The following is a 24872-nucleotide window of genomic DNA, read 5'->3' as shown; positions in this document are numbered from 1 at the left end:
ATCAGATCCCGAGCTGCTTCGTCTCGTGCAGCTTCCCGATCGCGTCCTTCTCGCCCTCCGTGTCCACCCGCGCCGCGTCCTGCCGGCCGAACGCGAACATCAGCAGCTCGGCGGGCTCACCGGTCACCGTCACGACGGGCGCGCCCTTGTGCGCCACCACCGTGCGGCCGTCAGGGCGGCGCAGGACCAGGCCGACCGGCGACTTGCGGCCCATCACGCGGGCCATCCGCTCCAGGCGCGACCACAGCACGTCCGCGAAGACCGGGTCGAGCTCGCGCGCCGTCCAGTCCGGCTGCGCGCGGCGCACGTCCTCCGCGTGGACGTAGAACTCGACCGCGTTGGACGCCTCGTCGATCTGCTTGAGGGCGAACGGTGAAAAACGCGGCGGGCCCGTCCTGATCAGCTGGATCAGCTCGCCGTAGGGCTTCTCGGCGAACTCCGCCTGCACCCGCTCCAGACGCTGCGCCAGCTGCTTGATCAGGATCCCGCCCGCGGCGTCCGCACGGCGCTCGCGCACCACCACATGGGCCGCGAGATCGCGGGCGGTCCAGCCCTCGCACAGGGTCGGGGCGTCGGGACCCGCGGCCTCCAACAGGTCGGCGAGGAGGAGTCGTTCACGCTTTGCATGGGTCGACATATGGCCAGCGTACGACCGTCCGACCGGTCCGCCCACCCGTCGGCCGGCCGCCGCCCCCTCGACGCGGCGCTCCGCGCCATCGCTCTCAGTCGGTGGACGCCCGCCCGAGACGGCGCCCGGGGCGCGGCACAATGGTCCCCATGACCAGCACGCCCCCGCCCAGCAGCCTCGACCCCGCCGTCGCCGCCCGCCTCAAGCGCAGCGCCGACGGCCTGGTCCCCGCGATCGCCCAGCAGTACGACACCGGCGAGGTGCTCATGCTCGGCTGGATGGACGACGAGGCGCTGCACCGCACGCTGACGACAGGCCGCTGCACGTACTGGTCCCGCAGCCGCCAGGAGTACTGGGTCAAGGGCGACACGTCCGGTCACTTCCAGCACGTGAAGTCGGTCGCCCTCGACTGCGACGCGGACACCCTCCTGGTGAAGGTCGACCAGGTCGGCGCGGCCTGCCACACCGGCGACCGCACCTGCTTCGACGCGGGTGAGCTGACGGTGACCGGCGCCGGCGCCTGAGACCACCGCCCCGCCGCCCGTTCCACGGACCGGGCGGCGCACCGGACCCGTCCGGACACGGCCTAAGCTCTTCCTATGGATCTCGAGACCTTCCGCAAGCTCGCGACCGACCGCCGAGTGATCCCCGTCAGCCGCAAGCTTCTCGCGGACGGCGACACCCCCGTCGGTCTGTACCGCAAGCTGGCCGGTGAACGCCCCGGCACGTTCCTCCTGGAATCCGCGGAGAACGGCCGCTCGTGGTCCCGCTACTCCTTCGTCGGCGTCCGCTCGGCCGGCACCCTCACCACCCGCGACGGCCAGGCGCAGTGGCTCGGCACCCCGCCCGTGGGCGTCCCCACCCACGGCGACCCGCTCGCCGCCCTGCGCGCCACCGTCGAGACCCTCCACACCCCCCGCTACGAGGGCCTGCCCCCGTTCACCGGAGGCATGGTCGGCTACCTCGGCTACGACATCGTGCGCCGCCTGGAGAAGATCGGCCCCGGCGAGCGCGACGACCTGAAGCTCCCCGAGCTGACGATGCTGCTCACCAGTGACCTCGCCGTCCTCGACCACTGGGACGGCTCGGTCCTGCTGATCGCCAACGCGATCAACCACAACGACCTCGACACCGGCGTCGACGACGCCTACGCGGACGCCGTGGCACGCCTCGACGCGATGGAGGCCGACCTCTCCCGGCCCGTCGTCCAGGCCCCCGCCATGCTCCCGCCCTCCGAACTGCCGGAGTTCACCGCTCTGTGGGGCGGCACGGACTACCAGGAGGCCGTCGAGGACATCAAGGAGCGCATCCGGGCGGGCGAGGCCTTCCAGGTCGTGCCCTCGCAGCGCTTCGAGACGCCGTGCACGGCCGGCGCGCTCGACGTCTACCGGGTCCTGCGCGCCACCAACCCGTCGCCGTACATGTACCTGTTCCGCTTCGACGGGTTCGACGTCGTCGGCTCGTCGCCGGAGGCCCTCGTCAAGGTCGAGGACGGGCGCGCCATGGTGCACCCCATCGCCGGGACCAGGCACCGCGGCGCCACCCCCCAGGAGGACCAGGCGCTCGCCGACGAGCTCCTGGCCGACCCCAAGGAGCGCGCCGAGCACCTGATGCTCGTCGACCTCGGCCGCAACGACCTCGGCCGCGTCTGCGAACCGGGCTCCGTCGAGGTCGTCGACTTCATGTCCGTCGAGCGCTACTCGCACGTCATGCACATCGTGTCGACCGTCACCGGCCGGGTCGCCCCGGGCACCACCGCCTTCGACGTCCTCACCGCCTGCTTCCCCGCGGGCACCCTCTCGGGCGCGCCCAAGCCGCGCGCGATGCAGATCATCGACGAGCTCGAACCCTCCCGGCGCGGTCTGTACGGCGGATGTGTCGGATATCTCGACTTCGCCGGGGACTCCGACACGGCCATCGCCATCCGCACCGCGCTCCTGCGTGACAACACCGCATATGTGCAGGCCGGAGCGGGTATCGTCGCCGACTCGGATCCCGTCGCCGAAGACACCGAGTGCCGCAACAAGGCGGCGGCCGTGCTGCGCGCCGTGCACACGGCCAACCGGATGCACGACGCCTGACGACGTGGGGGATAGTGGTGAGGTGACTTCCGCAGTGCCATCCCCCCGAACCGACGCCGGGACCGCCTCCCCGGAGACGGCCGCCGCGCGCAACGGCCGCCGCAGCCTCGCCGCCGCGCTCCTGTTCGGCGCCGTCGGCGCGGCGGTGGCCCTGCTCGCCTCGCGGCAGGAGTGGGCCTCCGGGTCCGCGACCGTGCCCGGCGGCAGCTTCCCGCTCACCGCCAAGGGCAGTGACGTCACCGGAGTGCCCGCGGCCCTCGCCATAGTGGGGCTCGCGGCCCTCGTCGCCGTCTTCGCGGTCCGCCGCGCCGGGCGCACGCTCGTCGCCGGGCTCCTCGCGCTCAGCGGTGCGGGCGCCGTGGTCGCCGCCGTCCTCGGCGCCGGCGACAGCGCGGCCCTCGACGAGAAGGCCGCCCAGGTCTCCGGCAACACCGCCGCCACCATCGACTCCCTCGGCCACACCGTATGGCCGTACGTCGGTGCCGCGGGCGGCGCCCTCATCCTCCTGGCCGGCCTGCTCGCCCTGCGCTACGGCCGCTCCTGGCCGTCGATGGGCGGCCGCTACGAACGTGACGGCACCCCGCGGCCCCGCAAGGCGGCCCGTCCCGTCGACCCGGAACGCCCCGAGGAGCTGTGGAAGGCCCTCGACCGGGGCGAGGACCCCACACACGAGGCATAGCGGGGCCCCGGACCCCGAGTGCCGCCCATGCCCGCGAGTGCGGGACAATGGGCACGAGCGTCCGGCTCACCCCCAGCGCGGTGCCACGCGCGGGGCACGGGGCCGCGCATCAGCCACGCATTGAGCAACGAGGAGCAACCATGGCGGACAGCAGCCACGGACACACCCCGGCCGCCTGGACCGGTGTCATCATCGCCTTCATCGGTTTCTGCGTCGCGGGCGCCTTCATGGTGATGGGCAACCCCGTCGGCTTCTGGGCGGGCATGGCCCTGCTCGCCATCGCCGCGGTCGTCGGCGGCGCCATGAGCGCCGCGGGTCTCGGCAAGCCGAAGCCCCAGTCGCTGCCGGCCGTCTCGCCCGAGGCTGTCGCCGCGGAGGCCTGAGCCTCACCCACGTCGTGAGAGGCGGTCCGGCACCTGGTGCCGGACCGCCTCTCACGCTTTGCGCGCGCTGCGCGCCGACGGGCGGACCCGGCGGACCCGTTGCACAATTCACGGGTGAACGCCGAAACGGACACCTCCGCGGCCGCCCTGACCGGCGGCGCCGGCGGTCCGCTGCGGCGGCTGGCCGTCCCCGCCGGTGTCCTCGCCGCGGTCGGTGCGGGCTTCGCCTACGTCGGGTCCGTCGACCCGAACGAGCCGGGCCACTACCCCGCCTGCCCACTGCTCCACTACACCGGGATCTACTGCCCCGGCTGCGGCGGCCTGCGCAGCGCTCACGCGCTCGTCCACGGCGACCTCACGGCCGCTGTGGGGGACAACGCGCTCGCCGTGGCGGGCTACGCCCTCTTCGCCGTCCTGTGGGTCGTATGGGCCGTACGGGCGGCACGGGGACTGCCGGTGCGGATCGATCTCGGACGCCCCCACCGGTGGGCCGTGGGCGCCGTGGTGCTTGTCTTCACGGTTGTCCGGAACCTGCCCCCAGGTGGCTGGCTCCACCCTTGATCAACAGTATGTGTCCAGGTAGTGGGACCGGCGTCAACCGGATGCGAGCCCTTCGCCCTCCTCCGGATATCATCGCTGTGACCAGTGGATTGCCCTCGGGGGCAATCAGCTTCCACCGCTCCACCGTCAGGAAGGGGGCCGCTCGCGTGAGTGTGCTCGACGAGATCATCGACGGAGTCCGTGCCGACCTCGCGGAGCGGCAGGCGCACGTCAGCCTCGACGAGCTCAAGGAGCGCGCGGCCAAGGCACCCGCCGCCAAGGACGGGGTGGCCGCCCTGCGCGGCGACGGCGTCAAGGTGATCTGCGAGGTCAAGCGCTCCAGCCCGTCCAAGGGCGCGCTCGCCGCGATCGCCGACCCGGCCGGCCTCGCCGCCGACTACGAGGCGGGCGGCGCCGCCGTCATCTCCGTACTGACCGAGCAGCGCCGTTTCGGCGGTTCGCTCGCCGACCTGGAGGCCGTACGCGCCAAGGTCGACATCCCGATCCTGCGCAAGGACTTCATCGTCACCTCGTACCAGCTGTGGGAGGCCAGGGCGTACGGCGCCGACCTCGCGCTGCTGATCGTGGCCGCCCTGGAGCAGCCCGCCCTCGAGTCGCTCATCGAGCGCGCGGAGTCCATCGGGCTCACGCCGCTCGTCGAGGTGCACGACGAGGACGAGGTCGAGCGCGCCGTGGACGCGGGCGCCCGCATCATCGGCGTGAACGCGCGCAACCTCAAGACGCTCAAGGTCGACCGCGACACGTTCCAGCAGGTCGCTCCGGAGATCCCCGACCACATCGTCAAGATCGCCGAGTCGGGCGTGCGCGGCCCGCACGACCTCATCGCGTACGCCAACGCCGGCGCCGACGCCGTCCTCGTGGGCGAGTCCCTGGTGACCGGCCGCGACCCGCGCACCGCGGTCTCCGACCTGGTCGCCGCGGGCGCCCACCCCGCCCTGCGCCACGGCAGGAGCTGACCTCCCCGATGGCCATCGCCGCTCGCCTCGCACCCGGCTGCCGCCCCCGCGGCTGCCGGGCGCCGGCGCGGCGTGTGCACGGGCGCCGGGTGCGTTACGTCATCGGTGACGAGCCGGGTCAGGTCAACGGGATGCGATGGTGCTGCGCCCCATAAGGGGCGCGGGGAACGGCGCGGGCGGCCACAGGCGGCCCGCTGCACACACGTGACCCTGCCCCCATGGCGCGTAGTGTCCACACCGCTCACACCATGAGGTTTCGCATGCCCAGCAACTTCTTCATTCCCGATCCCGAGGGCCAGGTTCCCACCACTGAGGGGTACTTCGGCGCGTTCGGCGGCAAGTTCATCCCGGAGGCGCTCGTCGCCGCCGTCGACGAGGTCGCCGTCGAGTACGACAAGGCCAAGAACGACCCGGCCTTCGCCGCCGAGCTCGACGACCTGCTCGTCAACTACACGGGACGGCCCAGCTCCCTCACCGAGGTGCCCCGGTTCGCCGAGCACGCCGGTGGCGTCCGGATGTTCCTCAAGCGCGAGGACCTCAACCACACCGGCTCGCACAAGATCAACAACGTGCTCGGCCAGGCGCTGCTCACCAAGCGCATGGGCAAGACCCGCGTCATCGCCGAGACCGGCGCCGGCCAGCACGGCGTGGCCACCGCCACCGCCTGCGCCCTCTTCGGCCTCGAGTGCACCATCTACATGGGCGAGATCGACACCGAGCGCCAGGCGCTCAACGTGGCGCGCATGCGGATGCTCGGCGCCGAGGTCGTCGCCGTGAAGTCCGGCAGCCGCACCCTCAAGGACGCCATCAACGAGGCGTTCCGCGACTGGGTCGCCAACGTCGACCGTACGCACTACCTCTTCGGGACCGTCGCGGGACCCCACCCCTTCCCGGCGATGGTCCGCGACTTCCACCGCGTCATCGGCGTCGAGGCCCGCCGCCAGATCCTGGAGCGCGCCGGACGCCTGCCCGACGCGGCCGTGGCCTGCGTCGGCGGCGGCTCGAACGCCATCGGCCTCTTCCACGCCTTCATCCCCGACGCCGGCGTGCGCCTCATCGGCTGCGAGCCGGCCGGTCACGGCCTCGAGACCGGCGAGCACGCCGCGACGCTGACGGCGGGCGAGCCCGGCATCCTGCACGGCTCGCGGTCGTACGTCCTCCAGGACGACGAAGGACAGATCACCGAGCCGTACTCGATCTCGGCGGGCCTCGACTACCCGGGCATCGGCCCGGAGCACGCCTTCCTCAAGGACAGCGGCCGCGGCGAGTACCGCGCGGTCACCGACGACGCCGCCATGCAGGCCCTGCGCCTGCTCTCGCGCACCGAGGGCATCATCCCGGCCATCGAGAGCGCCCACGCGCTCGCCGGAGCCATCGAGGTCGGCAAGGAGCTCGGCAAGGACGGTCTGGTGATCGTCAATCTGTCCGGGCGCGGCGACAAGGACATGGACACGGCCGCCCGCTACTTCGGCCTGTACGACACCGACGCCGCCGTCGCGGCGGACGCGGCCGGTTCCGGCGCGGAGATCGAGGGAGACGCCAAGTGAGCGGCAACGTCCAGCTGTTGAACGACACCCTCGCCGGCGCGCGCGCCGAGGGTCGCTCCGCCCTCATCGCCTACCTCCCGGCCGGGTTCCCGACCGTGGAGGGCGGCATCGAGGCGATCAAGGCCGTCTTCGACGGCGGCGCCGACGTCGTGGAGGTCGGGCTGCCGCACAGCGACCCCGTCCTCGACGGACCCGTCATCCAGACCGCGGACGACATCGCGCTGCGCGGCGGCGTCCGGATCGCCGACGTCATGCGCACGGTCCGCGAGGCCCACGCGGCGACCGGCAAGCCGGTCCTCGTCATGACGTACTGGAACCCCATCGACCGCTACGGCGTCGAGCGGTTCACCGCCGAGCTCGCCGAGGCGGGCGGCGCGGGCTGCATCCTGCCCGACCTGCCCGTCCAGGAGTCGGCGACCTGGAGGGAGCACGCGGACAAGCACGGCCTCGGGACCGTCTTCGTCGTCGCTCCCAGCAGCAAGGACGAGCGCCTCGCGACGATCACCGCCGCGGGCTCCGGCTTCGTGTACGCCGCCTCCCTGATGGGCGTCACCGGCACCCGCGAGTCCGTCGGCAACCAGGCCCAGGACCTCGTGCGCCGCACCAAGGCCACCACCGACCTGCCGGTCTGCGTCGGCCTCGGCGTCTCGAACGCGAAGCAGGCGGCCGAGGTCGCCGGGTTCGCCGACGGGGTCATCGTGGGCTCGGCTTTCGTGAAGCTGATGCTCGACGCGCAGGACGAGCCCGCCGGGCTCGCCGCCGTGCGGGCTCTCGCGGCGGACCTCGCGGACGGGGTGCGCGGCAAGGCGTGACCATGACGTCACAGCCCAGCGCGTCGTAACCCGTATGGGTGGACCTGGGACCGGGGAGGCACGCTCGTGCCTCCCCGGTTCGTTTGGCGGGTGTGAGCGAGAAGAACCGTGAGGGAAAGCGCACCGCCCGTGACCGGCTGGCGGAGGAGCGCGAGAAGCAGAGATCCAAGGACAGGCGCCGCAGGGGCTTGATCGTGGGGGGAGCCGTCGTGGGTGTCCTCGCGCTGGCCGCCGTGATCGGCGTGATCGCGGCGAATTCCGGTGACGACAAGACTGCCGCCTCGGGTCCCGTCGTCGCCCCGCAGGGCGCGGTCGGCAAGGACAGCCTCGCGATTCCGGTCGGCAAGGACAGCGCGAAGTCGACACTCACGGTGTGGGAGGACTTCCGCTGCCCCGCGTGCAAGGCCTTCGAGGACGCCTACCGCACGACGATCCACGAGCTGACCGACTCCGGACAGCTCAAGGTCGAGTACCACCTGGTCACGCTCATCGACAAGAACATGGGCGGTACCGGTTCCCTGCGGGCGGCGAACGCGGCGGCGTGTGCCCAGGACGCCGGGAAGTTCACCCCGTTCCACGACGTCCTGTACGAGAACCAGCCCCCGGAGACCAGCGACGCCTTCGCCGACAACGGCAAGCTGATCGATCTGGCCGGCAAGGTCGGCGGCCTCGTGACGCCGGACTTCAGGAAGTGTGTCGACGGCGGCAGCCACGACAGCTGGGTCAAGAAGTCGAACCTGGCGTTCCAGGCCGGCGGCTTCCAGGGCACGCCGACGGTGCTCCTGAACGGGAAGAACGTGTTCGGTGACCAGGCGAACCCGCTGACCCCCGCGAAGCTGAAGCAGATGGTGCAGGCGGCCGACAAGTCGTAGGAGAGGCCGCAGACGCGAGGGTCTCGTTATGGACCCGTAGCCGGGCTGGTTGCCGCCGCCACGGCCCGGCACGGTAGCGTCGACATTGCCATGACTCTTGCCTTCATCCCCAGCCCGGCTCACGGAGTGGTCTATCTCGGACCCATTCCGCTGCGCGGCTACGCGTTCTGCATCATCATCGGCGTCTTCGTGGCCGTCTGGCTCGGCAACAAGCGCTGGATCGCCCGCGGCGGGCGATCCGGCACCGTTGCCGACATCGCGGTCTGGGCCGTGCCGTTCGGCCTCGTCGGCGGCCGGCTCTATCACGTGATCACGGACTACGAGCTGTACTTCAGCGAGGGCCGTGACTGGGTGGACGCCTTCAAGATCTGGGAGGGCGGCCTCGGGATCTGGGGTGCCATCGCGCTCGGCGCGGTGGGCGCGTGGATCGGGTGCCGCAGGCGCGGCATCCCGCTCCCCGCCTACGCCGACGCCATCGCGCCCGGCATCGCCATCGCGCAGGCCATCGGCCGCTGGGGCAACTGGTTCAACCAGGAGCTGTACGGCAAGCCCACCGACCTGCCGTGGGCCCTGAAGATCACGTCGTCGGCGGACGGGCGCGTGCCGGGCACGTACCACCCGACCTTCCTGTACGAGTCCCTGTGGTGCATCGGTGTCGCGCTGCTCGTGATCTGGGCGGACCGCCGCTTCAAGCTCGGCCACGGGCGGGCCTTCGCGCTCTACGTCGCCGCGTACTGCGTGGGCCGCTTCTGGATCGAGTACATGCGCGTCGACGACGCCCACCACATCCTCGGCCTGCGGCTCAACGACTGGACCGCGATGGGTGTCTTCCTGCTCGCGGTGATCTACATCGTGATCTCGGCGAAGGTCCGCCCCGGCCGCGAAGCGATCGTGGAGCCGGGCGCCGGTGACGATGACACGGCCAAGGCCAAGGGCGACGACACCGAGCCCCTGGACAAGGCTGAGGTCGAGGTGGAGACCAAGTCGGCGGACAAGACCGTGGCCGAGGCTGAGGACAAGGCAGCGGGTGACGATGCCGGGTCCACCGAGGACCGGGCCGCCGAAAGGAACGAGGCCAACGGTGAGGCGGGGGCCACGGCGGCCGGGAAGAGCTAGCTGAGCCTCGCCCCCACCCGTCGACGGGGGCGCCGGATCGAATCGATCCGGCGCCCCCGTCGCTGCGTCCCGGTCAGCCCCCGCGACGGCGTGACGCCAGCGCGAGGACCCGGCGCGCGTCCGACACGATCGCCGCGTCGACGAAGCGGCCGTCGGGCAGTGCCAGGGCCCCCGCCTCCGTGGCGGCGGCGCCGACGACCTCCGTGGCCGCGTCGACCTCCGCCGCCGTCGGCAGGAACGCAGCCTCGATGACGGGGAGCTGGCGGGGGTGGATCGCCATACGGCCGAAGAAGCCGAGCGCCCGGCCGTGGGAACAGGAGCGGGCCAGGCCCACCGTGTCGCGGACGTCCGGGTAGACGGACTGTGGCGGCGGGGGCAGCGCCGCGGCCCGCGCGGCGACGACCGCCCGCCCGCGTGGCCACGCCAGACCCTCGCCGTTCGCCACCCCGAGCTCCGCCCGCAGATCCGCCTCGCCCAGCGCGATGCCCCGTACGCCGGGATGCCGCGCGATCTCGTACGCCTGCTCGACGCCGAGCGCCGACTCCAGGAGGGCGTACAGGGGCGGCACCTCGACCGACCAGTCCGAGACTCGGTCCAGGTCGGCGGGGCCGTGGACCTTGGGAAGACGAAGGGCGTCGAGGCCCGGGAGCGGGGTGAGGCGCCTGATCTCGGATTCGGCGCGCGGCGAGTCCAGCGTGTTGACCCTCACATGTACCGGCACCGGGTGTTTCTCGGCGAGCAGCTCGGCGGTCGCGTCGAGGGCGTACGCCTTGCGGTCGGGCGCGACCGCGTCCTCCAGGTCGATCAGGACCACGTCGGCGCCGGAGTCGAGCGCCTTCGCCACGACCTCAGGCCGGTCGCCCGGGGCGTAGAGCCAGGTCAGGAACGTCTCGTAGGACTGGGCGGTCACAGCGCGCCCGCCTCGCGAAGGGTGGTGATCTCCCAGGGGGTCAGACCGAGGCCCGTGAGGATCTCGTCCGTGTCGGCACCGTGGGGGCGGCCGGCCCACTTGATGGCGCCGGGGGTCTCGGAGAGGCGGAACAGCACGTTCTGCATCCTGACCGTGCCCAGCTCCGGGTCGGGCACCTCGGTGATCGATTCGAGCGCCTGGTACTGCTCGTCCTCCATCACGTCGCGGATGTCGAAGACCGGGGCGATGGCGGCCTCGGCCTTCTCGAAGGCCGCGAGGACGTCGTCCCGCGAGTGCCGGGCGATCCAGGAGCCGACCGCCGTGTCGAGCTCGTCGGCGTGGCCAGCGCGCCCCGAGCCCGTCTCGAACCACGGCTCGTCGATCAGCTCGGGGCGGCCGACCAGGCGCATCACGCGCTCGGCGATCGACTGGGCGGACGTGGACACCGCCACCCACTTGTCGTCGCTGGTGCGGTAGGTGTTGCGCGGGGCGTTGTTCGTGGACCGGTTCCCGGTGCGCGGCTGTACGTAGCCGAGCTGGTCGTACCAGATGGGCTGCGGGCCGAGGACCGTCAGCATCGGTTCGATGATCGCCATGTCGACGACCTGGCCCCGCCCCGTTTGCTCGCGGCCCTGGAGCGCGGCCATCACCGCGTACGACGTGGAGAGGGCGGCGATCGAGTCCGCGAGGCCGAACGGCGGGAGTGTCGGGGGGCCTTCGGGCTCGCCCGTGAGCGCGGCGAAGCCGCTCATCGCCTCCGCGATGGTGCCGAATCCGGGGCGCCGCGAGTACGGCCCGAACTGGCCGAAGGCGGTGACGCGGGTGAGCACCAGGCGCGGGTTGGCGGCGTTCAGCTCCTCCCAGCCGAGGTTCCACTTCTCCAGGGTGCCGGGACGGAAGTTCTCGATCAGTACGTCCGCGTCCGCGACCAGCTTGAGGAGGATCTCCCGGCCGCCCGGGGTGGAGAGATCGAGCGTGATGTTCCGCTTGTTGCGGCCGAGGAGTTTCCACCACAGGCCGACGCCGTCCTTCGACGGGCCGTGGCCTCGGGACGGGTCCGGTTTGCGGGGGTGCTCGACCTTGATCACGTCGGCGCCGAAGTCGCCCAGCATGGTCGCGGCGAGCGGGCCGGCGAAGAGGGTGGCCAGGTCGAGTACGCGCAGGCCCTGCAAGGGGGCGGGGTGCCGGGGGGTGCTCGGTGCGGGTGCAGGTGTGCTGGGCGTGGGGGTGGCGGTGTGCTGGTCGTGATCGGAATTCATGTGCGGGCCTCCTGGGTGAGCCTGGCCAGTTCGTCGAAGCCGATCCCGTCGAAGTCGGCGACCGAGGTCGCCAGACGGTTCTTGAGCGGGGTGGTCCAGCGGTCGTCGATCGCGTCGGGGGAGCCGGCGAGGAGGCCGGCGATCGCACCGGCCGTCGCGCCGTTCGAGTCGGTGTCCCAGCCACCCGACACCGCACGGCAGATGGACCCCGTGAAGTCGCCGTCGGCGTGGGTGAGGGCGGCGGCGAGGAGCGCCGCGTTGGGCAGGACGTGCACCCAGTGGTGGTCGTGGGCGTAGCGGGCGTGGAGCGTGTCGACCACGGAGGCGAAGCCGGCCGGGGTGCCGGTGGGCTCGGCGCGGGCCGTCTCGATGCCGAAGCGGATCGCCTGGGCGTAGCGCGAGTCGGTTGGGATCACGCAGAGGCCGGCGTCGAGGGCGGTGTGGACGGTGGGGGCGGTGAGCGTGGTGCGGTGTGGTGTCGCGGTGGGGGGCGTGGTGACGGTCGGTGCTGCCGCGTGGGCGATGGCCGCCGCTACGAACATCTCTCCGTAGACGCCGTTCGCCGTGTGCGTCAACGTCGCGTCCGTGTGCGCCAGTTCGGCCGCCCGGACGGGGTCGCCGGGGTTCGTCCAGCCGAAGACGTCCGCGCGGATCTGGGCGCCGATCCACTCCCGGAACGGGTTGCGGTGCACGGCCGTGTCCGGGGGCTCGATGCCGTCCAGGAGATTGCGGTACGCGATGCGCTCGGCGGTGAACGTGCGGCCCGCCGGCAACTCGTCGAGCCACAACCGTGCCACGTCCGCCGTGGTGAAACCGGCGCCGTGGCGCCGGAGCAGGAGCAGACCGAGGAGCGGGTAGTTGAGGTCGTCGTCCTCCGGCATGCCGTCGATGTTCTCGGCGAGGGAGGTGGGGCGGGAGCGACGGTTCCAGGGGTAGCGCTCCGCCACGTCCCGCGGGAGGTTCCGGTGTGTGAACCACGTGTTCAGGGGCCAGTTGGACGTGGACTGCGCGATGGCCCGGATGCCGTGCAGAGGGAGCTTCTCCACGGGCTTGCCCAGGAGGCAGCCGACCGCTCTGCCCAGCCAGGACGCGTGCAGGCCCTTCGTCCCGGGGGTCTGCGCGGGCGCCGCCGCCGGGCCCCCGCGTTCCCTTTCCTCGTGCGCCGGACGGGCCGGCCGGGGGGTGAGCTGCTTGATCTCCGGCAAGGAGGTCGGTTCCAGTGCCCTCAGGGGGCTCTGTGCCGAGGCCAGTTCGTCCAGGAGCGTGTTCGCCAGTGCTCGTAGCCCTGGGTCCTGGGGTGGCGGTGACGCGCCCGCGCGCTCGGGGGGCGGGAGGCCGCCCGCCTCGCGCCAGCGGCGCTCCACCCCGCTCGCGTCCCGGCCGTCCTGCGCCGCCTGGCGCAGCTCGTGGCCCAGCAGGTCCTCGGGCTGGACCCAGGTGAGGCGCAGCATCACGACCCCGCGGTCGCGGTGAGTTCGGCGAACGCCGCCTCGTGGGACCGGCGGCGGGTCATGTCCTTGGCGAACACCTCGCGCGTGACCCGGGCCAGCGAGGCCGCCGGTGCGCGCAGGTCGAGTCTGCTCGCGCGAGCCACCTCCCCGCTCCACTCCTGTGGCACCGCCGACTCCCCGTACAGCGCGCCCACGATCGCTCCGCTCATCGTCGCGATCGAGTCGCAGTCACGGCCGTAGTTGACCGAACCGAGGACCGTCTGCCGGAAGTCGCCCTGCCCGACCAGGAGCATCCCGAGCGCGATCGGCAGCTCCTCGATCGCGTGCAGCCGGGACGGGCGGCGTGCCCCGAGCGACGGTTTGCGGTAGTCCGGACCGACCGTGTCGAACGGCGTGACCGCCTCCCGCAGCGGTCCCAGAGCGTCCTCGAAGTCCGTGTGCCCGCACGCCACTTCGCACACCGCTTCGATCGCGGACCTCGTGCCGTCCTTCGCGAGAGCCAGCGCCTCCTCGACCACCGACTCCGGCGTCGCGTCCGGCCTGAACGCCGCGGCGACCGCCGCCGCGAAGACGCCCGCCGCCTCCCTGCCGTACGACGACTGGTGCGCGCCCGCGACGTCGAGGGCCTCCTCGTACGCCCTGCCGGGGTTGCCCGCGTTCACCGCTCCGACGGGAGCCATGTACATCGCCGCGCCGCAGTTGACGATGTTGCCCACACCCGCCTCGCGCGGGTCCACATGGCCGTAGTGGATGCGCGCCACGATCCATTTCTCGGCCAGGAAGATCCGCTGGAGGGGGAGCGCCTCCGCCTCCAGCTCCGGGATCCAGCGGGTGTTGGTGATCAGGTCGGGGACGAGGTGGTCCGCGACCGCGTACGCGTCCAGGTGGTCCCGCACGCTCTCGTAGACCCTGATCAGCGCGTGCGTCATCAAGGTGTCGTCGGTGACGTGGCCGTCGCCCTTGTGGTACGGGGCGATCGGGCGCGCCGTGCGCCAGTCGTCCTTGTGGAACGGCTCCACGATGCCGCGGACCCGGCCGCCGTGGCGCTCCACGATCGCCTCCGGCGTCCAGCCCTCCACCGGGCCGCCGAGCGCGTCGCCCACCGCCGCGCCGAGCAGCGCTCCGGTGGTGCGGTCCTCGAGGGAACGGGGGGTCGGAGTCGGGGTGGAGGTTCGCTTCGGGGCGGGGGTGGCCGTTGTGGGGGTGGTCATCAGAGGCCTTTCGGTGTGGTTGCTGCCCGGGTCAGGTCTGCTGCGATGTCCACGAGGTCCGTTCCCGCCAGGCGCGGCAGTGCGCAGCCCGCGAGCCTGCGGCAGGCGTCCCGCCAGCTCGCCGGGAGCGTGTCGGCGCCGCCGATCGCCCCGGTCAGCGCGCCCGCCAGCGCCGGGGCCGAGTCCGCCACCCGCGACAGGCACGCCGCCGTGGGCACCGCCTCCGTCACGTTGCCGCCGGCCGCGGTCGCCACGGCCAGGGCCACCGGGACCGTTTCCGCCGCCGCGATGCCGTAGCTGTAGACGTGGTCGACGATCTCGTGCTCCAGAACCGGGACCAGCGCGAACGCGTTTCCCGGCAGGCCGGGGCGGGCCGCGGCCGCCCGTCGTGCCAGATCCACCGCGTGCAGCGCGTTACGGCGGATCTCGGTTCCCTCGGGGAGCTGGGCCAGCGCGGCGTCCACGCAGGCGTCCACCGCGGCCCCGCCCAGCGCTGTCGCCACGGCGGCCGCGACGGCTCGGGCGCCGTGCACTCCGTCGCCGTCCTGGGTGTACCGGGCGTCGAACTCCGCCAGTTCCGCCGCGAGGTCGGGAGCGCCCGGATGGACCACGGCCAGTACCGCCGCGCGTACGCAGGCCGCGTCGTCGAAGTAGTGCGGGTTGTCGTGTCCTGTGGCCGGGGGGCTCAGGCCCGCCGCCAGGTTGCCCAGGCCCGCTCGCACGGAGATGCGTGCCCGCATCGGCATGCGCGCCGACTCGATCTCGTCCGCGCGGGCCGTTGCCGCGGCCACCTCGGCGGCGAGGGTGCTCCAGGCGAGCGTGAGCGCCTTGCGCACCTGGTCGTCCGGGGCGAGGTCCGTGCTCGGGGCTCTCGCCGCGGTGGCTTTCAGGATCGAGGCCGCCGTGAACGCCGCCCATTCCGCGTCGTCCGACGGGCCCAGGCGCAGGGGTTCCGGGGGCTGGTTGAGCGCGATCGGTACGGGGAGCGTCGTCGTCGCGTTCTGCTCCGCGAACGTGTCCAGTTCCCGGGTCAGGCGGCGGGTCCAGTCGGGGAGGCGGGCGGCGCGGTGCCGGCCCGACGGCCAGCCCGCGGCGTCGCCTGCGGCGATGCCGAGCAGAAGGCCCTCGATGCGGCGGGGGGTGGTGGGGGGTGCGGGGGCGCGGGGTTTCGTTTCGGGTGTGACCGTGGGGGACGTCATGGTGTGCGGGCCTCTCCGGGGCGGGCTGTCGGGCGCGGGCCTGTTCTCGGCTTGTGGCTCGCGCCCGTGGCGGGTGCGGGGCCGGGCCGGTATGTCCGTCCTCGCTCGGACGGTTCGGCGTCGGGTTTCGTACGCGTCGGTGGTGTGCGCCGGCTCTGGGCGGACGTACCGGCCGGGCCCCTCCCGTTCGGGCGCGGGTGCCGGTGCGTCGGGGCCGGGGTCCGTCGGGCCCTCTGCGCGGGCGGGTGCCGGGGCTCTCAGGCGGTGTACGTGGGTGGGGGGCGGGGGCCCGAGCCCGTGTACGTGGGTGGGGGCGGGGTGGTGGGGTGTCACGGTGCGGCTCCCTCCGGGGGCGAGGGTCTGGGGGTCAAGGTGTCGGCGATGTCCAGGATGTGACGTCCCGTCATCGAGGGGAGGCAGCTGCCTCGCACCGGGCCGATCGTCGTCGCCCAGTCGGCGGGGATCGTTCGTTCGCCGCGCAGCGCGCCGGCCAGGGCGCCCGCCACCGCGGCCGTGGTGTCCGCGTCCCGGCCCATGTTCACCGCCATCAGGACCGACTCCCTGAACTCGCCCCGGGCCGCGGCGAACGCGCCGAAGGCCAGGCCCACCGCCTCGGGGGCCAGGTCCGGCCAGGGGTAGCCGCCGATCACCACGGCCCGGCGCACCGCTCGTTCCATGGAGAGCTGGGTGCCTTCGGGGTCGCGTCGGGCGCTGCGGGCCGCCGCCACCGCGCGGTGCAGCGAACGTGCCGTCCAGGAGTCCTCGGGGATCACGGACAGAGCTGCCTGGACCACCGCGTCCGGGTTGTGGCTCACCATCGCCGCCGCGACCCCGGCCGCCACGGCCCGGCCTCCGAGGATGCCCTCCCCGTCGTGCGACACCGAGCCGTCCACCGCCACGAGACGTGCGGCCTCCGCCGGGCGGCCCGCCGCGTACACCCCGAACGGGGCCGCCCGCATGGCGAGTCCGTCGCTCCACGCGTGGCGGTGCTGCGCAGAGATGGGCGCCGCGAGGCCCCGGCGCAGGTTCTCCAGGGTTCCTCTCTCGCTGAAGCCCGCGCCCCGGAACGGGCCCTCGTCGCGGTCGGCGATCCAGGTGTGCCAGGCCGCCTCGACATGTCCCACGGTGAGCGCCGAGCCGTGGTCCGCGAGCAGCAGGCCCGAGAAGATCGCGTACTCGGTGTCGTCCGTGCCCGCCGGGTCCGACGAGACGAACCCCTCGATACGGCCCCATCGTTCGCGGATCTGCGACGGCTTCATGTTCTCGGCGGGCGCGCCGAGCGCGTCGCCCACCGCGAGGCCGAGCAGGGCTCCCCGGGCACGGTCCCGCAGGGAGATCGCGGCCGGCGGCTGGCGGTGCGGGACCGTGCCGAGCCTGCGGGGACCTTCCGCGCCCGGCGACGGATCGGGGTCGAGGTCGACGCTCATGGCGTGTTCGGGCTCTGCGAGGCGCGGTGGGCACTCATGTGGACCTCGTGTTCTCGGTCGGCGGTGCTGTGGATGCGCGGACCATCGCCACGTAGGCCGGGTTTCCGATGTCGGGCAGCGCGAAGGTGAGCTGCCGGCTCCTGCCGTCCTTGAGGGAGCGGGCCACGGCGTTGGGTACGTAGCCGAGTTCCGAGGCGGCGCGCTCCACCCGCTCGACGGTCTCCCGCCGGGCGCCCAGGCCGTTGAGGGCGCGGGAGACCGAGGCGATGGAGACCCCGGCCTGCCGCGCGATCGACACGATCGTCGGCTGGCCGCCGCCCGGCACCGGAGACATGGGATCGCTCCTCACCGCACTTGGAAACGTTTACAGGTGTTGCGGCGATGTTTCCCCCGTCCGTCAACGCTCAGATCATGTGATCCATCTCTCGGGTGACGGTGAGGGCCGTTCGAGCGGGTGGGCAAAGCGGTCGAAAGCCCTGGTAAGTACGGCCTTCCTTGCTGGCGGGGGCCCGGATCCGTGCGTACTTTCGACGGTGTTGAGGGGGGAGTCCGGGCCCGTGGGAACGCCGCGCGGCATCGGCTCCGTACGAGAGGAGCACAGGGCGACATGGCCATCATCGAGACCGAAGCGACGCTGCACGACGCGCACCGCGACAACCACACGCACCGCGACGTCAACGGTGGCTGGCTGCGCCCCGCGGTGTTCGGCGCGATGGACGGACTCGTCTCGAACCTGGCCCTGATGACCGGTGTCGCGGGCGGCGCCGTGTCGCAGCAGACGATCATCATCACCGGGCTCTCCGGCCTTGCCGCCGGCGCCTTCTCCATGGCCGCCGGCGAGTACACCTCCGTCGCCTCCCAGCGTGAGCTGGTCGAGGCCGAACTCGATGTCGAGCGACGGGAGTTGAAGAAGCACCCGGCGGACGAGGAGCGAGAGCTCGCCGACCTCTACATGTCCCGTGGTGTGGAGCCCGACCTCGCCCGGGAAGTCGCGCGTCAGCTGTCGAAGGACCCCGAGCAGGCCCTCGAGATCCACGCGCGCGAGGAGCTGGGTATCGATCCGGGCGACCTGCCGTCGCCGACCGTCGCCGCCGTCTCCTCCTTCGGGTCCTTCGCGCTCGGCGCCCTGCTTCCGCTGCTGCCCTATCTGCTCGGCGCGAGCGCCCTGTGGCCCGCGGTCCTGCTCGCGCTCGTCGGCCTCTTCGCCTGTGGGGCGATCGTGGCCAAGGTGACGGCGCGGTCCTGGTGGTTCAGCGGGGTGCGCCAGCTGGCTCTCGGTGGTGCCGCGGCGGGTGTGACGTATCTCCTGGGCAGCTTGTTCGGTACGGCCGTAGGATGACGCCGCAGTGATGGCTATACAGGTCTCTGTATAAGTAGTCGTTACTTGGCGGTTTCGATTGCTTGACGGCGGGGCATGAGCCGTAAGCGCTGCGGGCAATGACGCCCGCCTCGCTCATGGACCCGCGGACATCGATCTGCCCGTGAAGGTCCCCCACGACGCAGCCGTTCCGTCACCGGGAGCGGCACCGCCACACACTGCGCTGTCCGCATGATGAAACGCAGTGTCCGGTTCCCGAGAACCGATCCATCATGTAACTTGTTCGAAATTTGCACCCCCCAGCAGAGGGCCAACGTCGTCCCTCGGTAGATGTCATATGCCACGCAAAACGACGACGGGAGAGCCGATGCGCACGCCGCGCCAGCCGTCCCAGCACTCCATGTACCAGCCGTACATGGATGCTCGCCCTGCCGCCCAGGGTATGTACGACCCCCGCAACGAGCACGACGCCTGTGGCGTCGGCTTCGTGGCCACCCTCACCGGCGAGGCGAGCCACGCGCTGGTCGAACAGGCGCTCACGGTTCTGCGCAACCTGGAGCACCGAGGTGCCACCGGTTCCGAGCCCGACTCGGGTGACGGAGCGGGCATCCTGTCCCAGGTCCCGGACGCCTTCCTGCGCGCCGAGGTCTCCTTCGACCTTCCCGACGCCGGCGCGTACGCGGTCGGCATCGCCTTCCTGCCCGTCGACGAGGCCGACAACGCCGCCGCCGTCTCACAGATCGAGACGATCGCCGCCGCGGAGGGCCTCACCGTCCTCGGCTGGCGCGACGTGCCGGTCGCCCCGCAGCTCCTCGGCGCCACCGCCCGCTCGACGATGCCGGCCTTCCGCCAGATCTTCGTCTCGGACGCCGACGGCACCGCGAAGGACATCGCGCTCGACCGCAAGGCCTTCGTCCTGCGCAAGCGCGCCGAGCGCGAGGCCGGCGTGTACTTCCCGTCGCTCTCCGCCCGCACCATCGTCTACAAGGGCATGCTGACCACCGGCCAGCTCGAGCCCTTCTTCCCCGACCTGTCGGACCGCCGATTCGCGTCTGCGATCGCGCTCGTCCACTCGCGGTTCTCCACGAACACCTTCCCGAGCTGGCCGCTCGCGCACCCGTACCGCTTCGTCGCGCACAACGGTGAGATCAACACGGTCAAGGGCAACCGGAACTGGATGAAGGCGCGTGAGTCGCAGCTCGCCTCCGACCTGTTCGGCGCCGAGGACCTGTCACGGATCTTCCCCGTCTGTACGCCCGACGCCTCGGACTCCGCGTCCTTCGACGAGGTGCTCGAACTGCTGCACCTGGGCGGCCGCTCCCTGCCGCACAGCGTCCTGATGATGATCCCCGAGGCCTGGGAGAACCACGCCTCCATGGCGGCCGACCGCCGCGCCTTCTACCAGTTCCACTCCGCGATGATGGAGCCCTGGGACGGCCCGGCGTGCGTGACCTTCACCGACGGTACGCAGGTGGGTGCCGTTCTCGACCGCAACGGTCTGCGCCCCGGCCGTTACTGGGTCACCGACGACGGCCTCGTCGTCCTCGGCTCCGAGGTCGGTGTCCTCGACATCGACCCCGCGAAGGTCGTCCGCAAGGGCCGCCTCCAGCCCGGCAAGATGTTCCTCGTCGACACCGCCGAGCACCGCATCATCGAGGACGACGAGATCAAGGCCACCCTGGCCGCCGACAAGCCGTACGGCGAGTGGCTCGAGGCCGGCGAGATCGAGCTCGAGGACCTCCCCGAGCGCGAGCACATCGTCCACACCCACGCCTCGGTCACCCGCCGCCAGCAGACCTTCGGCTACACCGAGGAAGAGCTGCGCGTCATCCTCACGCCGATGGCCAAGACCGGCGGCGAGCCGCTCGGCTCCATGGGCACGGACTCGCCGATCGCGGCGCTCTCCGCCCGCCCGCGGCTGATCTTCGACTACTTCACCCAGCTGTTCGCGCAGGTCACTAACCCGCCGCTGGACGCCATCCGCGAGGAGCTCGTCACCTCGCTGCGCTCCACCCTCGGCCCGCAGGGCAACCTGCTCGAGCCGAGCGCGGCCTCCTGCCGGTCGGTCACCCTGCCCTTCCCGGTGATCGACAACGACGAGCTGGCCAAGCTCATCCACATCAACGCCGACGGCGACATGCCCGGCATGAAGGCCGCGACCCTGTCCGGCCTGTACCGGGTCTCCGGCGGCGGCGACGCGCTCGCCGCCCGCATCGAGGAGATCTGCGCCGAGGCCGACGCCGCCATAGAGGCCGGCGCCCGCCTGATCGTGCTCTCCGACCGGCACTCCGACGCCGAGCACGCGCCGATCCCGTCGCTGCTGCTCACCGCGGCCGTCCACCACCACCTCATCCGTACGAAGCAGCGCACCGAGGTGGGCCTGCTCGTCGAGGCGGGCGATGTGCGCGAGGTCCACCACGTGGCCCTGCTCATCGGCTTCGGCGCCGCGGCCGTCAACCCGTACCTGGCCATGGAGTCCGTCGAGGACCTGGTCCGCGCCGGCACATTCCTGCCCGGTGTCGAGGCCGAGCAGGCCATCCGCAACCTGATCTACGCCCTCGGCAAGGGCGTCCTCAAGGTCATGTCCAAGATGGGCATCTCGACCGTCGCGTCCTACCGCGGTGCCCAGGTCTTCGAGGCCGTCGGCCTCGACGAGGCCTTCGTCGAGAAGTACTTCAACGGCACGGCCACGAAGATCGGCGGCGCCGGTCTCGACGTCATCGCCCAGGAGGTCGCCGCCCGCCACGCGAAGGCGTACCCGGCGAGCGGCATCGCGCCCGCGCACCGCGCCCTGGACATCGGTGGCGAGTACCAGTGGCGCCGCGAGGGCGAGCCGCACCTGTTCGACCCTGAGACGGTCTTCCGCCTCCAGCACGCCACGCGCAACCGGCGCTACGACATCTTCAAGAAGTACACCGGCCGTGTGAACGAGCAGTCGGAGCGTCTGATGACGCTGCGCGGACTCTTCGGGTTCAAGAGCGGCCGCGAAGCGATCTCCATCGACGAGGTCGAGCCGGTCAGCGAGATCGTCAAGCGGTTCTCCACGGGCGCCATGTCGTACGGCTCCATCTCCAAGGAGGCGCACGAGACCCTCGCCATCGCCATGAACCAGCTGGGCGCCAAGTCCAACACCGGTGAGGGCGGCGAGGACGCGGACCGGCTGTACGACCCGGCGCGCCGCTCCAGCATCAAGCAGGTCGCCTCCGGCCGCTTCGGTGTCACGAGCGAGTACCTGGTCAACGCGGACGACATCCAGATCAAGATGGCGCAGGGCGCCAAGCCCGGCGAGGGCGGCCAGCTGCCCGGCCACAAGGTCTACCCGTGGGTCGCCAAGACGCGTCACTCGACGCCGGGCGTCGGGCTCATCTCGCCGCCGCCGCACCACGACATCTACTCCATCGAGGACCTTGCCCAGCTGATCCACGACCTGAAGAACGCGAACCCGCAGGCGCGGATTCACGTGAAGCTGGTCTCCGAGGTCGGCGTCGGCACCGTCGCCGCGGGTGTTTCCAAGGCACACGCCGACGTGGTGCTCATCTCCGGCCACGACGGAGGTACGGGCGCCTCGCCGCTCACCTCCCTCAAGCACGCCGGCGGTCCCTGGGAGCTCGGTCTCGCCGAGACCCAGCAGACCCTGCTGCTCAACGGCCTGCGCGACCGCATCGTCGTCCAGACCGACGGCCAGCTCAAGACCGGCCGTGACGTCGTCATCGCCGCGCTGCTCGGCGCCGAGGAGTTCGGTTTCGCGACCGCGCCGCTCGTCGTCTCCGGCTGCGTCATGATGCGCGTCTGCCACCTGGACACCTGCCCGGTCGGCATCGCCACGCAGAACCCGGTCCTGCGCGACCGCTTCTCCGGCAAGGCCGAATTCGTCGTGAACTTCTTCGAGTTCATCGCCGAAGAGGTCCGCGAGATCCTCGCCGAGCTCGGCTTCCGCACCATCGAGGAGGCCGTCGGCCACGCCGAACTCCTCGACACCGAGCGGGCCGTGGACCACTGGAAGGCGCAGGGCCTCGACCTCGAGCCCCTCTTCTACGTCCCCGAGCTGCCCGAGGGCGCCGTGCGCCACCAGGTGATCACTCAGGACCACGGCCTGGAGAAGGCCCTGGACAACGAGCTGATCAAGCTGGCCGCCGACGCGCTCGCCGCGAACGCGCAGGCCGACGCCCAGCCGGTCCGCGCCCAGGTCGCGATCCGCAACATCAACCGCACGGTCGGCACCATGCTCGGCCACGAGGTGACGAAGAAGTTCGGTGGCGCGGGCCTGCCCGACGACACCATCGACATCACGTTCACCGGCTCCGCGGGCCAGTCGTTCGGCGCGTTCGTGCCGCGCGGTGTCACCCTGCGCCTGGAGGGCGACGCCAACGACTACGTCGGCAAGGGCCTGTCCGGCGGCCGCATCGTGGTCCGTCCGGACCGCGGCGCCGACCACCTCGCCGAGTACTCGACGATCGCGGGCAACACGATCGCGTACGGCGCCACGGGCGGCGAGCTCTTCCTGCGCGGCCGCACCGGTGAGCGCTTCTGCGTCCGCAACTCGGGCGCGACGGTCGTCTCGGAAGGCGTGGGCGACCACGGCTGCGAGTACATGACCGGCGGTCGCGCGGTCGTCCTCGGCGAGACCGGACGCAACTTCGCGGCCGGCATGTCCGGCGGCATCGCGTACGTCGTCGACCTGGACCTCGACAACGTGAACGCCGCGTCCCAGGCGGCGGTCGGTGTCCTGGACGACACCGACAAGCAGTGGCTGCACGACGTCGTGCGCCGCCACGCCGAGGAGACCGGCTCCACGGTCGCCGAGAAGCTCCTCGCGGAGTGGACGGTGGCGGTGGACCGCTTCAGCAAGATCATCCCCAGCACGTACAAGGCAGTGCTCGCCGCCAAGGACGCCGCCGAGCGAGCCGGACTCTCCGAGTCCGAGACCACCGAGAAGATGATGGAGGCGGCGACCAATGGCTGATCCCAAGGGCTTTCTCAACCATGGCCGCGAGGTCGCCAAGACCCGTCCGGTCGGCGAGCGCGTGCGGGACTGGAACGAGGTCTACGTTCCCGGCTCCCTGCTCCCCATCATCAGCAAGCAGGCCGGCCGCTGCATGGACTGCGGCATCCCGTTCTGCCACAACGGCTGTCCGCTCGGGAACCTGATCCCCGAGTGGAACGACTACGCGTACCGCGAGGACTGGTCGGCGGCGCAGGAGCGTCTGCACGCCACCAACAACTTCCCGGAGTTCACCGGCCGCCTCTGCCCGGCGCCCTGTGAGTCGGCGTGCGTGCTCGGCATCAACCAGCCGGCCGTCACCATCAAGAACGTCGAGGTCTCGATCATCGACCAGGCGTGGGACCGCGGCGACGTCGCGCCCCAGGCCCCGGAGCGCCTCTCCGGCAAGACCGTCGCCGTCATCGGCTCGGGCCCGGCGGGCCTCGCCGCCGCCCAGCAGCTGACGCGGGCCGGCCACACGGTCGCCGTCTACGAGCGCGCCGACCGCATCGGCGGCCTGCTCCGCTACGGCATCCCCGAGTTCAAGATGGAGAAGCGCCACATCAACCGCCGCATCGAGCAGATGCGCGCGGAGGGCACCAAGTTCCGTACGGGCGTGGAGATCGGCCGCGACATAGACGCCGCGAAGCTGCGCAAGCGCCACGACGCCGTGGTCATCGCCGCCGGCGCCACGACGGCCCGTGACCTGCCGGTCCCGGGGCGTGAACTCAAGGGCGTCTACCAGGCGATGGAGTACCTGCCCCTGGCCAACAAGGTCCAGGAGGGCGACTACGTCACCACGCCCGTCTCCGCCGAGGGCAAGCACGTCGTCGTCATCGGCGGCGGCGACACCGGCGCGGACTGCGTGGGCACCGCCCACCGCCAGGGTGCGGCCTCGGTCACGCAGCTGGAGATCATGCCGCGTCCGGGCGAGGACCGGAACGCGGGCCAGCCCTGGCCGACGTTCCCCATGCTCTACAAGGTGACGTCCGCGCACGAGGAGGGCGGCGAGCGGGTCTACTCCGTCTCGACCACCCACTTCGAGGGCGACGAGGACGGCAACGTCCAGTACCTGCACCTCGTCGAGGTGGAGTTCATCGACGGCAAGCTGACGCAGAAGCCGGGCACGGAGCGCAGGATCCCCGCCCAGCTGGTCACGCTCGCGATGGGCTTCACGGGCACGGACCAGGAGAACGGCCTCGTCTCCCAGTTCGCCCTGGAGCTCGACGCGCGCGGCAACGTGGCGCGCGACGACGAGTTCCAGACCAACGTCCCCGGCGTCTTCGTCGCCGGTGACGCGGGCCGCGGCCAGTCACTCATCGTGTGGGCCATCGCGGAGGGCCGCTCGGCCGCCCGCGGGGTCGACCGCTTCCTGACCGGAGCCAGCGAACTGCCGGCCCCGATCCGCCCGACGGACCGCTCCCTGACCGTCTGACCGACGCGACGGCGGCCTGACGGCCCAACAAAGACGTCCCGTACAA

The 24872-nt window shown here is 71.8% G+C and carries 22 protein-coding genes; 14 read left to right on the top strand and 8 right to left on the bottom strand.

Features of this window, described 5'->3' with window-relative positions:
* Position 1: 1 nt before the first annotated feature.
* Positions 2 to 637, bottom strand: coding sequence for a TIGR03085 family metal-binding protein (locus tag ACFC96_RS30065; protein ID WP_376258620.1), 636 nt, complete (start codon positions 635 to 637; stop codon positions 2 to 4).
* Between the two features lie 140 nt (positions 638 to 777).
* Here ACFC96_RS30065 and hisI point away from each other — a divergent pair, with 140 nt between their 5' ends.
* The 11 genes from hisI to lgt all read left to right on the top strand — a co-directional run bounded on the left by hisI (position 778) and on the right by lgt (position 9635).
* Positions 778 to 1152 carry a phosphoribosyl-AMP cyclohydrolase gene (gene hisI / locus ACFC96_RS30060; RefSeq protein ID WP_376258618.1) on the top strand — a complete coding sequence of 125 codons (375 nt, stop codon included), beginning with the start codon at positions 778 to 780 and terminating at the stop codon, positions 1150 to 1152.
* A gap of 75 nt (positions 1153 to 1227) precedes the next feature.
* Positions 1228 to 2709: an anthranilate synthase component I gene (locus ACFC96_RS30055; protein ID WP_376258616.1), complete on the top strand. Its 1482-nt coding sequence runs from the start codon at positions 1228 to 1230 to the stop codon at positions 2707 to 2709.
* Positions 2710 to 2731: 22 nt separating this feature from the next.
* Positions 2732 to 3388, top strand: coding sequence for a TIGR02234 family membrane protein (locus ACFC96_RS30050; protein WP_376258614.1), 657 nt, complete (start codon positions 2732 to 2734; stop codon positions 3386 to 3388).
* A 140-nt stretch (positions 3389 to 3528) separates the two neighbouring features.
* The gene (locus ACFC96_RS30045; protein WP_376258612.1) at positions 3529 to 3771 is read left to right on the top strand and encodes an HGxxPAAW family protein; all 243 of its coding nucleotides are present in this window, start codon (positions 3529 to 3531) and stop codon (positions 3769 to 3771) included.
* A gap of 114 nt (positions 3772 to 3885) precedes the next feature.
* The gene (locus ACFC96_RS30040) at positions 3886 to 4332 is read left to right on the top strand and encodes a DUF2752 domain-containing protein (protein WP_376258610.1); all 447 of its coding nucleotides are present in this window, start codon (positions 3886 to 3888) and stop codon (positions 4330 to 4332) included.
* A 146-nt stretch (positions 4333 to 4478) separates the two neighbouring features.
* On the top strand, positions 4479 to 5288 hold the full coding sequence (gene trpC, locus ACFC96_RS30035; RefSeq protein ID WP_376258609.1) for an indole-3-glycerol phosphate synthase TrpC: 810 nt from the start codon (positions 4479 to 4481) through the stop codon (positions 5286 to 5288).
* Between the two features lie 8 nt (positions 5289 to 5296).
* Positions 5297 to 5443: a tryptophan biosynthesis modulator TrpM gene (trpM, locus tag ACFC96_RS30030; protein WP_368080809.1), complete on the top strand. Its 147-nt coding sequence runs from the start codon at positions 5297 to 5299 to the stop codon at positions 5441 to 5443.
* A 105-nt stretch (positions 5444 to 5548) separates the two neighbouring features.
* Entirely contained in the window at positions 5549 to 6835 is a 1287-nt protein-coding gene (trpB, locus tag ACFC96_RS30025; protein WP_376258607.1) for a tryptophan synthase subunit beta, read from the top strand.
* Positions 6832 to 7647, top strand: coding sequence for a tryptophan synthase subunit alpha (gene trpA, locus ACFC96_RS30020; RefSeq protein WP_376258605.1), 816 nt, complete (start codon positions 6832 to 6834; stop codon positions 7645 to 7647). The genes trpB and trpA overlap by 4 nt, the downstream gene beginning before the upstream one ends.
* A gap of 92 nt (positions 7648 to 7739) precedes the next feature.
* A complete protein-coding gene (locus ACFC96_RS30015; RefSeq protein WP_376258603.1) occupies positions 7740 to 8519 on the top strand; it encodes a DsbA family protein in 780 nt (259 codons plus the stop codon).
* A gap of 90 nt (positions 8520 to 8609) precedes the next feature.
* Positions 8610 to 9635 carry a prolipoprotein diacylglyceryl transferase gene (gene lgt, locus ACFC96_RS30010; protein WP_376615055.1) on the top strand — a complete coding sequence of 342 codons (1026 nt, stop codon included), beginning with the start codon at positions 8610 to 8612 and terminating at the stop codon, positions 9633 to 9635.
* Positions 9636 to 9708: 73 nt separating this feature from the next.
* On the opposite strand, the gene ACFC96_RS30005 is transcribed toward lgt, so the two are convergent.
* The 7 genes from ACFC96_RS30005 to ACFC96_RS29975 all read right to left on the bottom strand — a co-directional run bounded on the left by ACFC96_RS30005 (position 9709) and on the right by ACFC96_RS29975 (position 17426).
* Entirely contained in the window at positions 9709 to 10545 is an 837-nt protein-coding gene (locus tag ACFC96_RS30005) for an HpcH/HpaI aldolase/citrate lyase family protein (RefSeq protein WP_376258599.1), read from the bottom strand.
* On the bottom strand, positions 10542 to 11804 hold the full coding sequence (locus tag ACFC96_RS30000; protein ID WP_376615054.1) for a CaiB/BaiF CoA transferase family protein: 1263 nt from the start codon (positions 11802 to 11804) through the stop codon (positions 10542 to 10544). The genes ACFC96_RS30005 and ACFC96_RS30000 overlap by 4 nt, the downstream gene beginning before the upstream one ends.
* Entirely contained in the window at positions 11801 to 13255 is a 1455-nt protein-coding gene (locus tag ACFC96_RS29995) for an ADP-ribosylglycohydrolase family protein (protein ID WP_376615052.1), read from the bottom strand. Before ACFC96_RS29995 ends, ACFC96_RS30000 begins: the two co-directional genes overlap by 4 nt.
* Positions 13255 to 14466 (bottom strand): ADP-ribosylglycohydrolase family protein, encoded by a 1212-nt coding sequence (locus ACFC96_RS29990; RefSeq protein WP_376615050.1) that lies wholly within the window; start codon positions 14464 to 14466, stop codon positions 13255 to 13257. The genes ACFC96_RS29995 and ACFC96_RS29990 overlap by 1 nt, the downstream gene beginning before the upstream one ends.
* On the bottom strand, positions 14466 to 15665 hold the full coding sequence (locus ACFC96_RS29985; protein ID WP_376258592.1) for an ADP-ribosylglycohydrolase family protein: 1200 nt from the start codon (positions 15663 to 15665) through the stop codon (positions 14466 to 14468). The genes ACFC96_RS29990 and ACFC96_RS29985 overlap by 1 nt, the downstream gene beginning before the upstream one ends.
* 329 nt (positions 15666 to 15994) lie before the next feature.
* Entirely contained in the window at positions 15995 to 17092 is a 1098-nt protein-coding gene (locus tag ACFC96_RS29980; protein WP_376258590.1) for an ADP-ribosylglycohydrolase family protein, read from the bottom strand.
* 34 nt (positions 17093 to 17126) lie between these two features.
* Complete coding sequence (locus ACFC96_RS29975; protein ID WP_376615048.1) at positions 17127 to 17426, bottom strand: LacI family DNA-binding transcriptional regulator; 300 nt, start codon at positions 17424 to 17426, stop codon at positions 17127 to 17129.
* A 273-nt stretch (positions 17427 to 17699) separates the two neighbouring features.
* On the opposite strand from ACFC96_RS29975, the gene ACFC96_RS29970 reads away from it, so the two are divergent.
* The 3 genes from ACFC96_RS29970 (at position 17700) to ACFC96_RS29960 (ending at position 24826) form a co-directional block, all read left to right on the top strand.
* Positions 17700 to 18431: a VIT1/CCC1 transporter family protein gene (locus ACFC96_RS29970; RefSeq protein ID WP_376258586.1), complete on the top strand. Its 732-nt coding sequence runs from the start codon at positions 17700 to 17702 to the stop codon at positions 18429 to 18431.
* A gap of 346 nt (positions 18432 to 18777) precedes the next feature.
* Complete coding sequence (gene gltB / locus ACFC96_RS29965) at positions 18778 to 23373, top strand: glutamate synthase large subunit (RefSeq protein WP_376258584.1); 4596 nt, start codon at positions 18778 to 18780, stop codon at positions 23371 to 23373.
* On the top strand, positions 23366 to 24826 hold the full coding sequence (locus ACFC96_RS29960; RefSeq protein WP_376258582.1) for a glutamate synthase subunit beta: 1461 nt from the start codon (positions 23366 to 23368) through the stop codon (positions 24824 to 24826). The genes gltB and ACFC96_RS29960 overlap by 8 nt, the downstream gene beginning before the upstream one ends.
* Positions 24827 to 24872 lie beyond the last annotated feature (46 nt).

The organism is Streptomyces sp. NPDC055955, assembly GCF_042270245.1.
Taxonomy (GTDB): domain Bacteria; phylum Actinomycetota; class Actinomycetes; order Streptomycetales; family Streptomycetaceae; genus Streptomyces.
This window is presented reverse-complemented; position numbering and strand designations above follow the sequence as displayed.

What these genes read in the sequence shown, in the direction of transcription:
- ACFC96_RS30065 (WP_376258620.1), bottom strand. Translation starts at nt 637, where the DNA reads ATGTCGACCCATGCAAAGCGTGAACGACTCCTCCTCGCCGACCTGTTG.
- hisI (WP_376258618.1), top strand. Translation starts at nt 778, where the DNA reads ATGACCAGCACGCCCCCGCCCAGCAGCCTCGACCCCGCCGTCGCCGCC.
- ACFC96_RS30055 (WP_376258616.1), top strand. Translation starts at nt 1,228, where the DNA reads ATGGATCTCGAGACCTTCCGCAAGCTCGCGACCGACCGCCGAGTGATC.
- ACFC96_RS30045 (WP_376258612.1), top strand. Translation starts at nt 3,529, where the DNA reads ATGGCGGACAGCAGCCACGGACACACCCCGGCCGCCTGGACCGGTGTC.
- trpM (WP_368080809.1), top strand. Translation starts at nt 5,297, where the DNA reads ATGGCCATCGCCGCTCGCCTCGCACCCGGCTGCCGCCCCCGCGGCTGC.
- trpB (WP_376258607.1), top strand. Translation starts at nt 5,549, where the DNA reads ATGCCCAGCAACTTCTTCATTCCCGATCCCGAGGGCCAGGTTCCCACC.
- lgt (WP_376615055.1), top strand. Translation starts at nt 8,610, where the DNA reads ATGACTCTTGCCTTCATCCCCAGCCCGGCTCACGGAGTGGTCTATCTC.
- ACFC96_RS30000 (WP_376615054.1), bottom strand. Translation starts at nt 11,804, where the DNA reads ATGAATTCCGATCACGACCAGCACACCGCCACCCCCACGCCCAGCACA.
- ACFC96_RS29995 (WP_376615052.1), bottom strand. Translation starts at nt 13,255, where the DNA reads ATGCTGCGCCTCACCTGGGTCCAGCCCGAGGACCTGCTGGGCCACGAG.
- ACFC96_RS29990 (WP_376615050.1), bottom strand. Translation starts at nt 14,466, where the DNA reads ATGACCACCCCCACAACGGCCACCCCCGCCCCGAAGCGAACCTCCACC.
- ACFC96_RS29985 (WP_376258592.1), bottom strand. Translation starts at nt 15,665, where the DNA reads ATGACGTCCCCCACGGTCACACCCGAAACGAAACCCCGCGCCCCCGCA.
- ACFC96_RS29980 (WP_376258590.1), bottom strand. Translation starts at nt 17,092, where the DNA reads ATGAGCGTCGACCTCGACCCCGATCCGTCGCCGGGCGCGGAAGGTCCC.
- ACFC96_RS29975 (WP_376615048.1), bottom strand. Translation starts at nt 17,426, where the DNA reads ATGTCTCCGGTGCCGGGCGGCGGCCAGCCGACGATCGTGTCGATCGCG.
- ACFC96_RS29970 (WP_376258586.1), top strand. Translation starts at nt 17,700, where the DNA reads ATGGCCATCATCGAGACCGAAGCGACGCTGCACGACGCGCACCGCGAC.
- gltB (WP_376258584.1), top strand. Translation starts at nt 18,778, where the DNA reads ATGCGCACGCCGCGCCAGCCGTCCCAGCACTCCATGTACCAGCCGTAC.
- ACFC96_RS29960 (WP_376258582.1), top strand. Translation starts at nt 23,366, where the DNA reads ATGGCTGATCCCAAGGGCTTTCTCAACCATGGCCGCGAGGTCGCCAAG.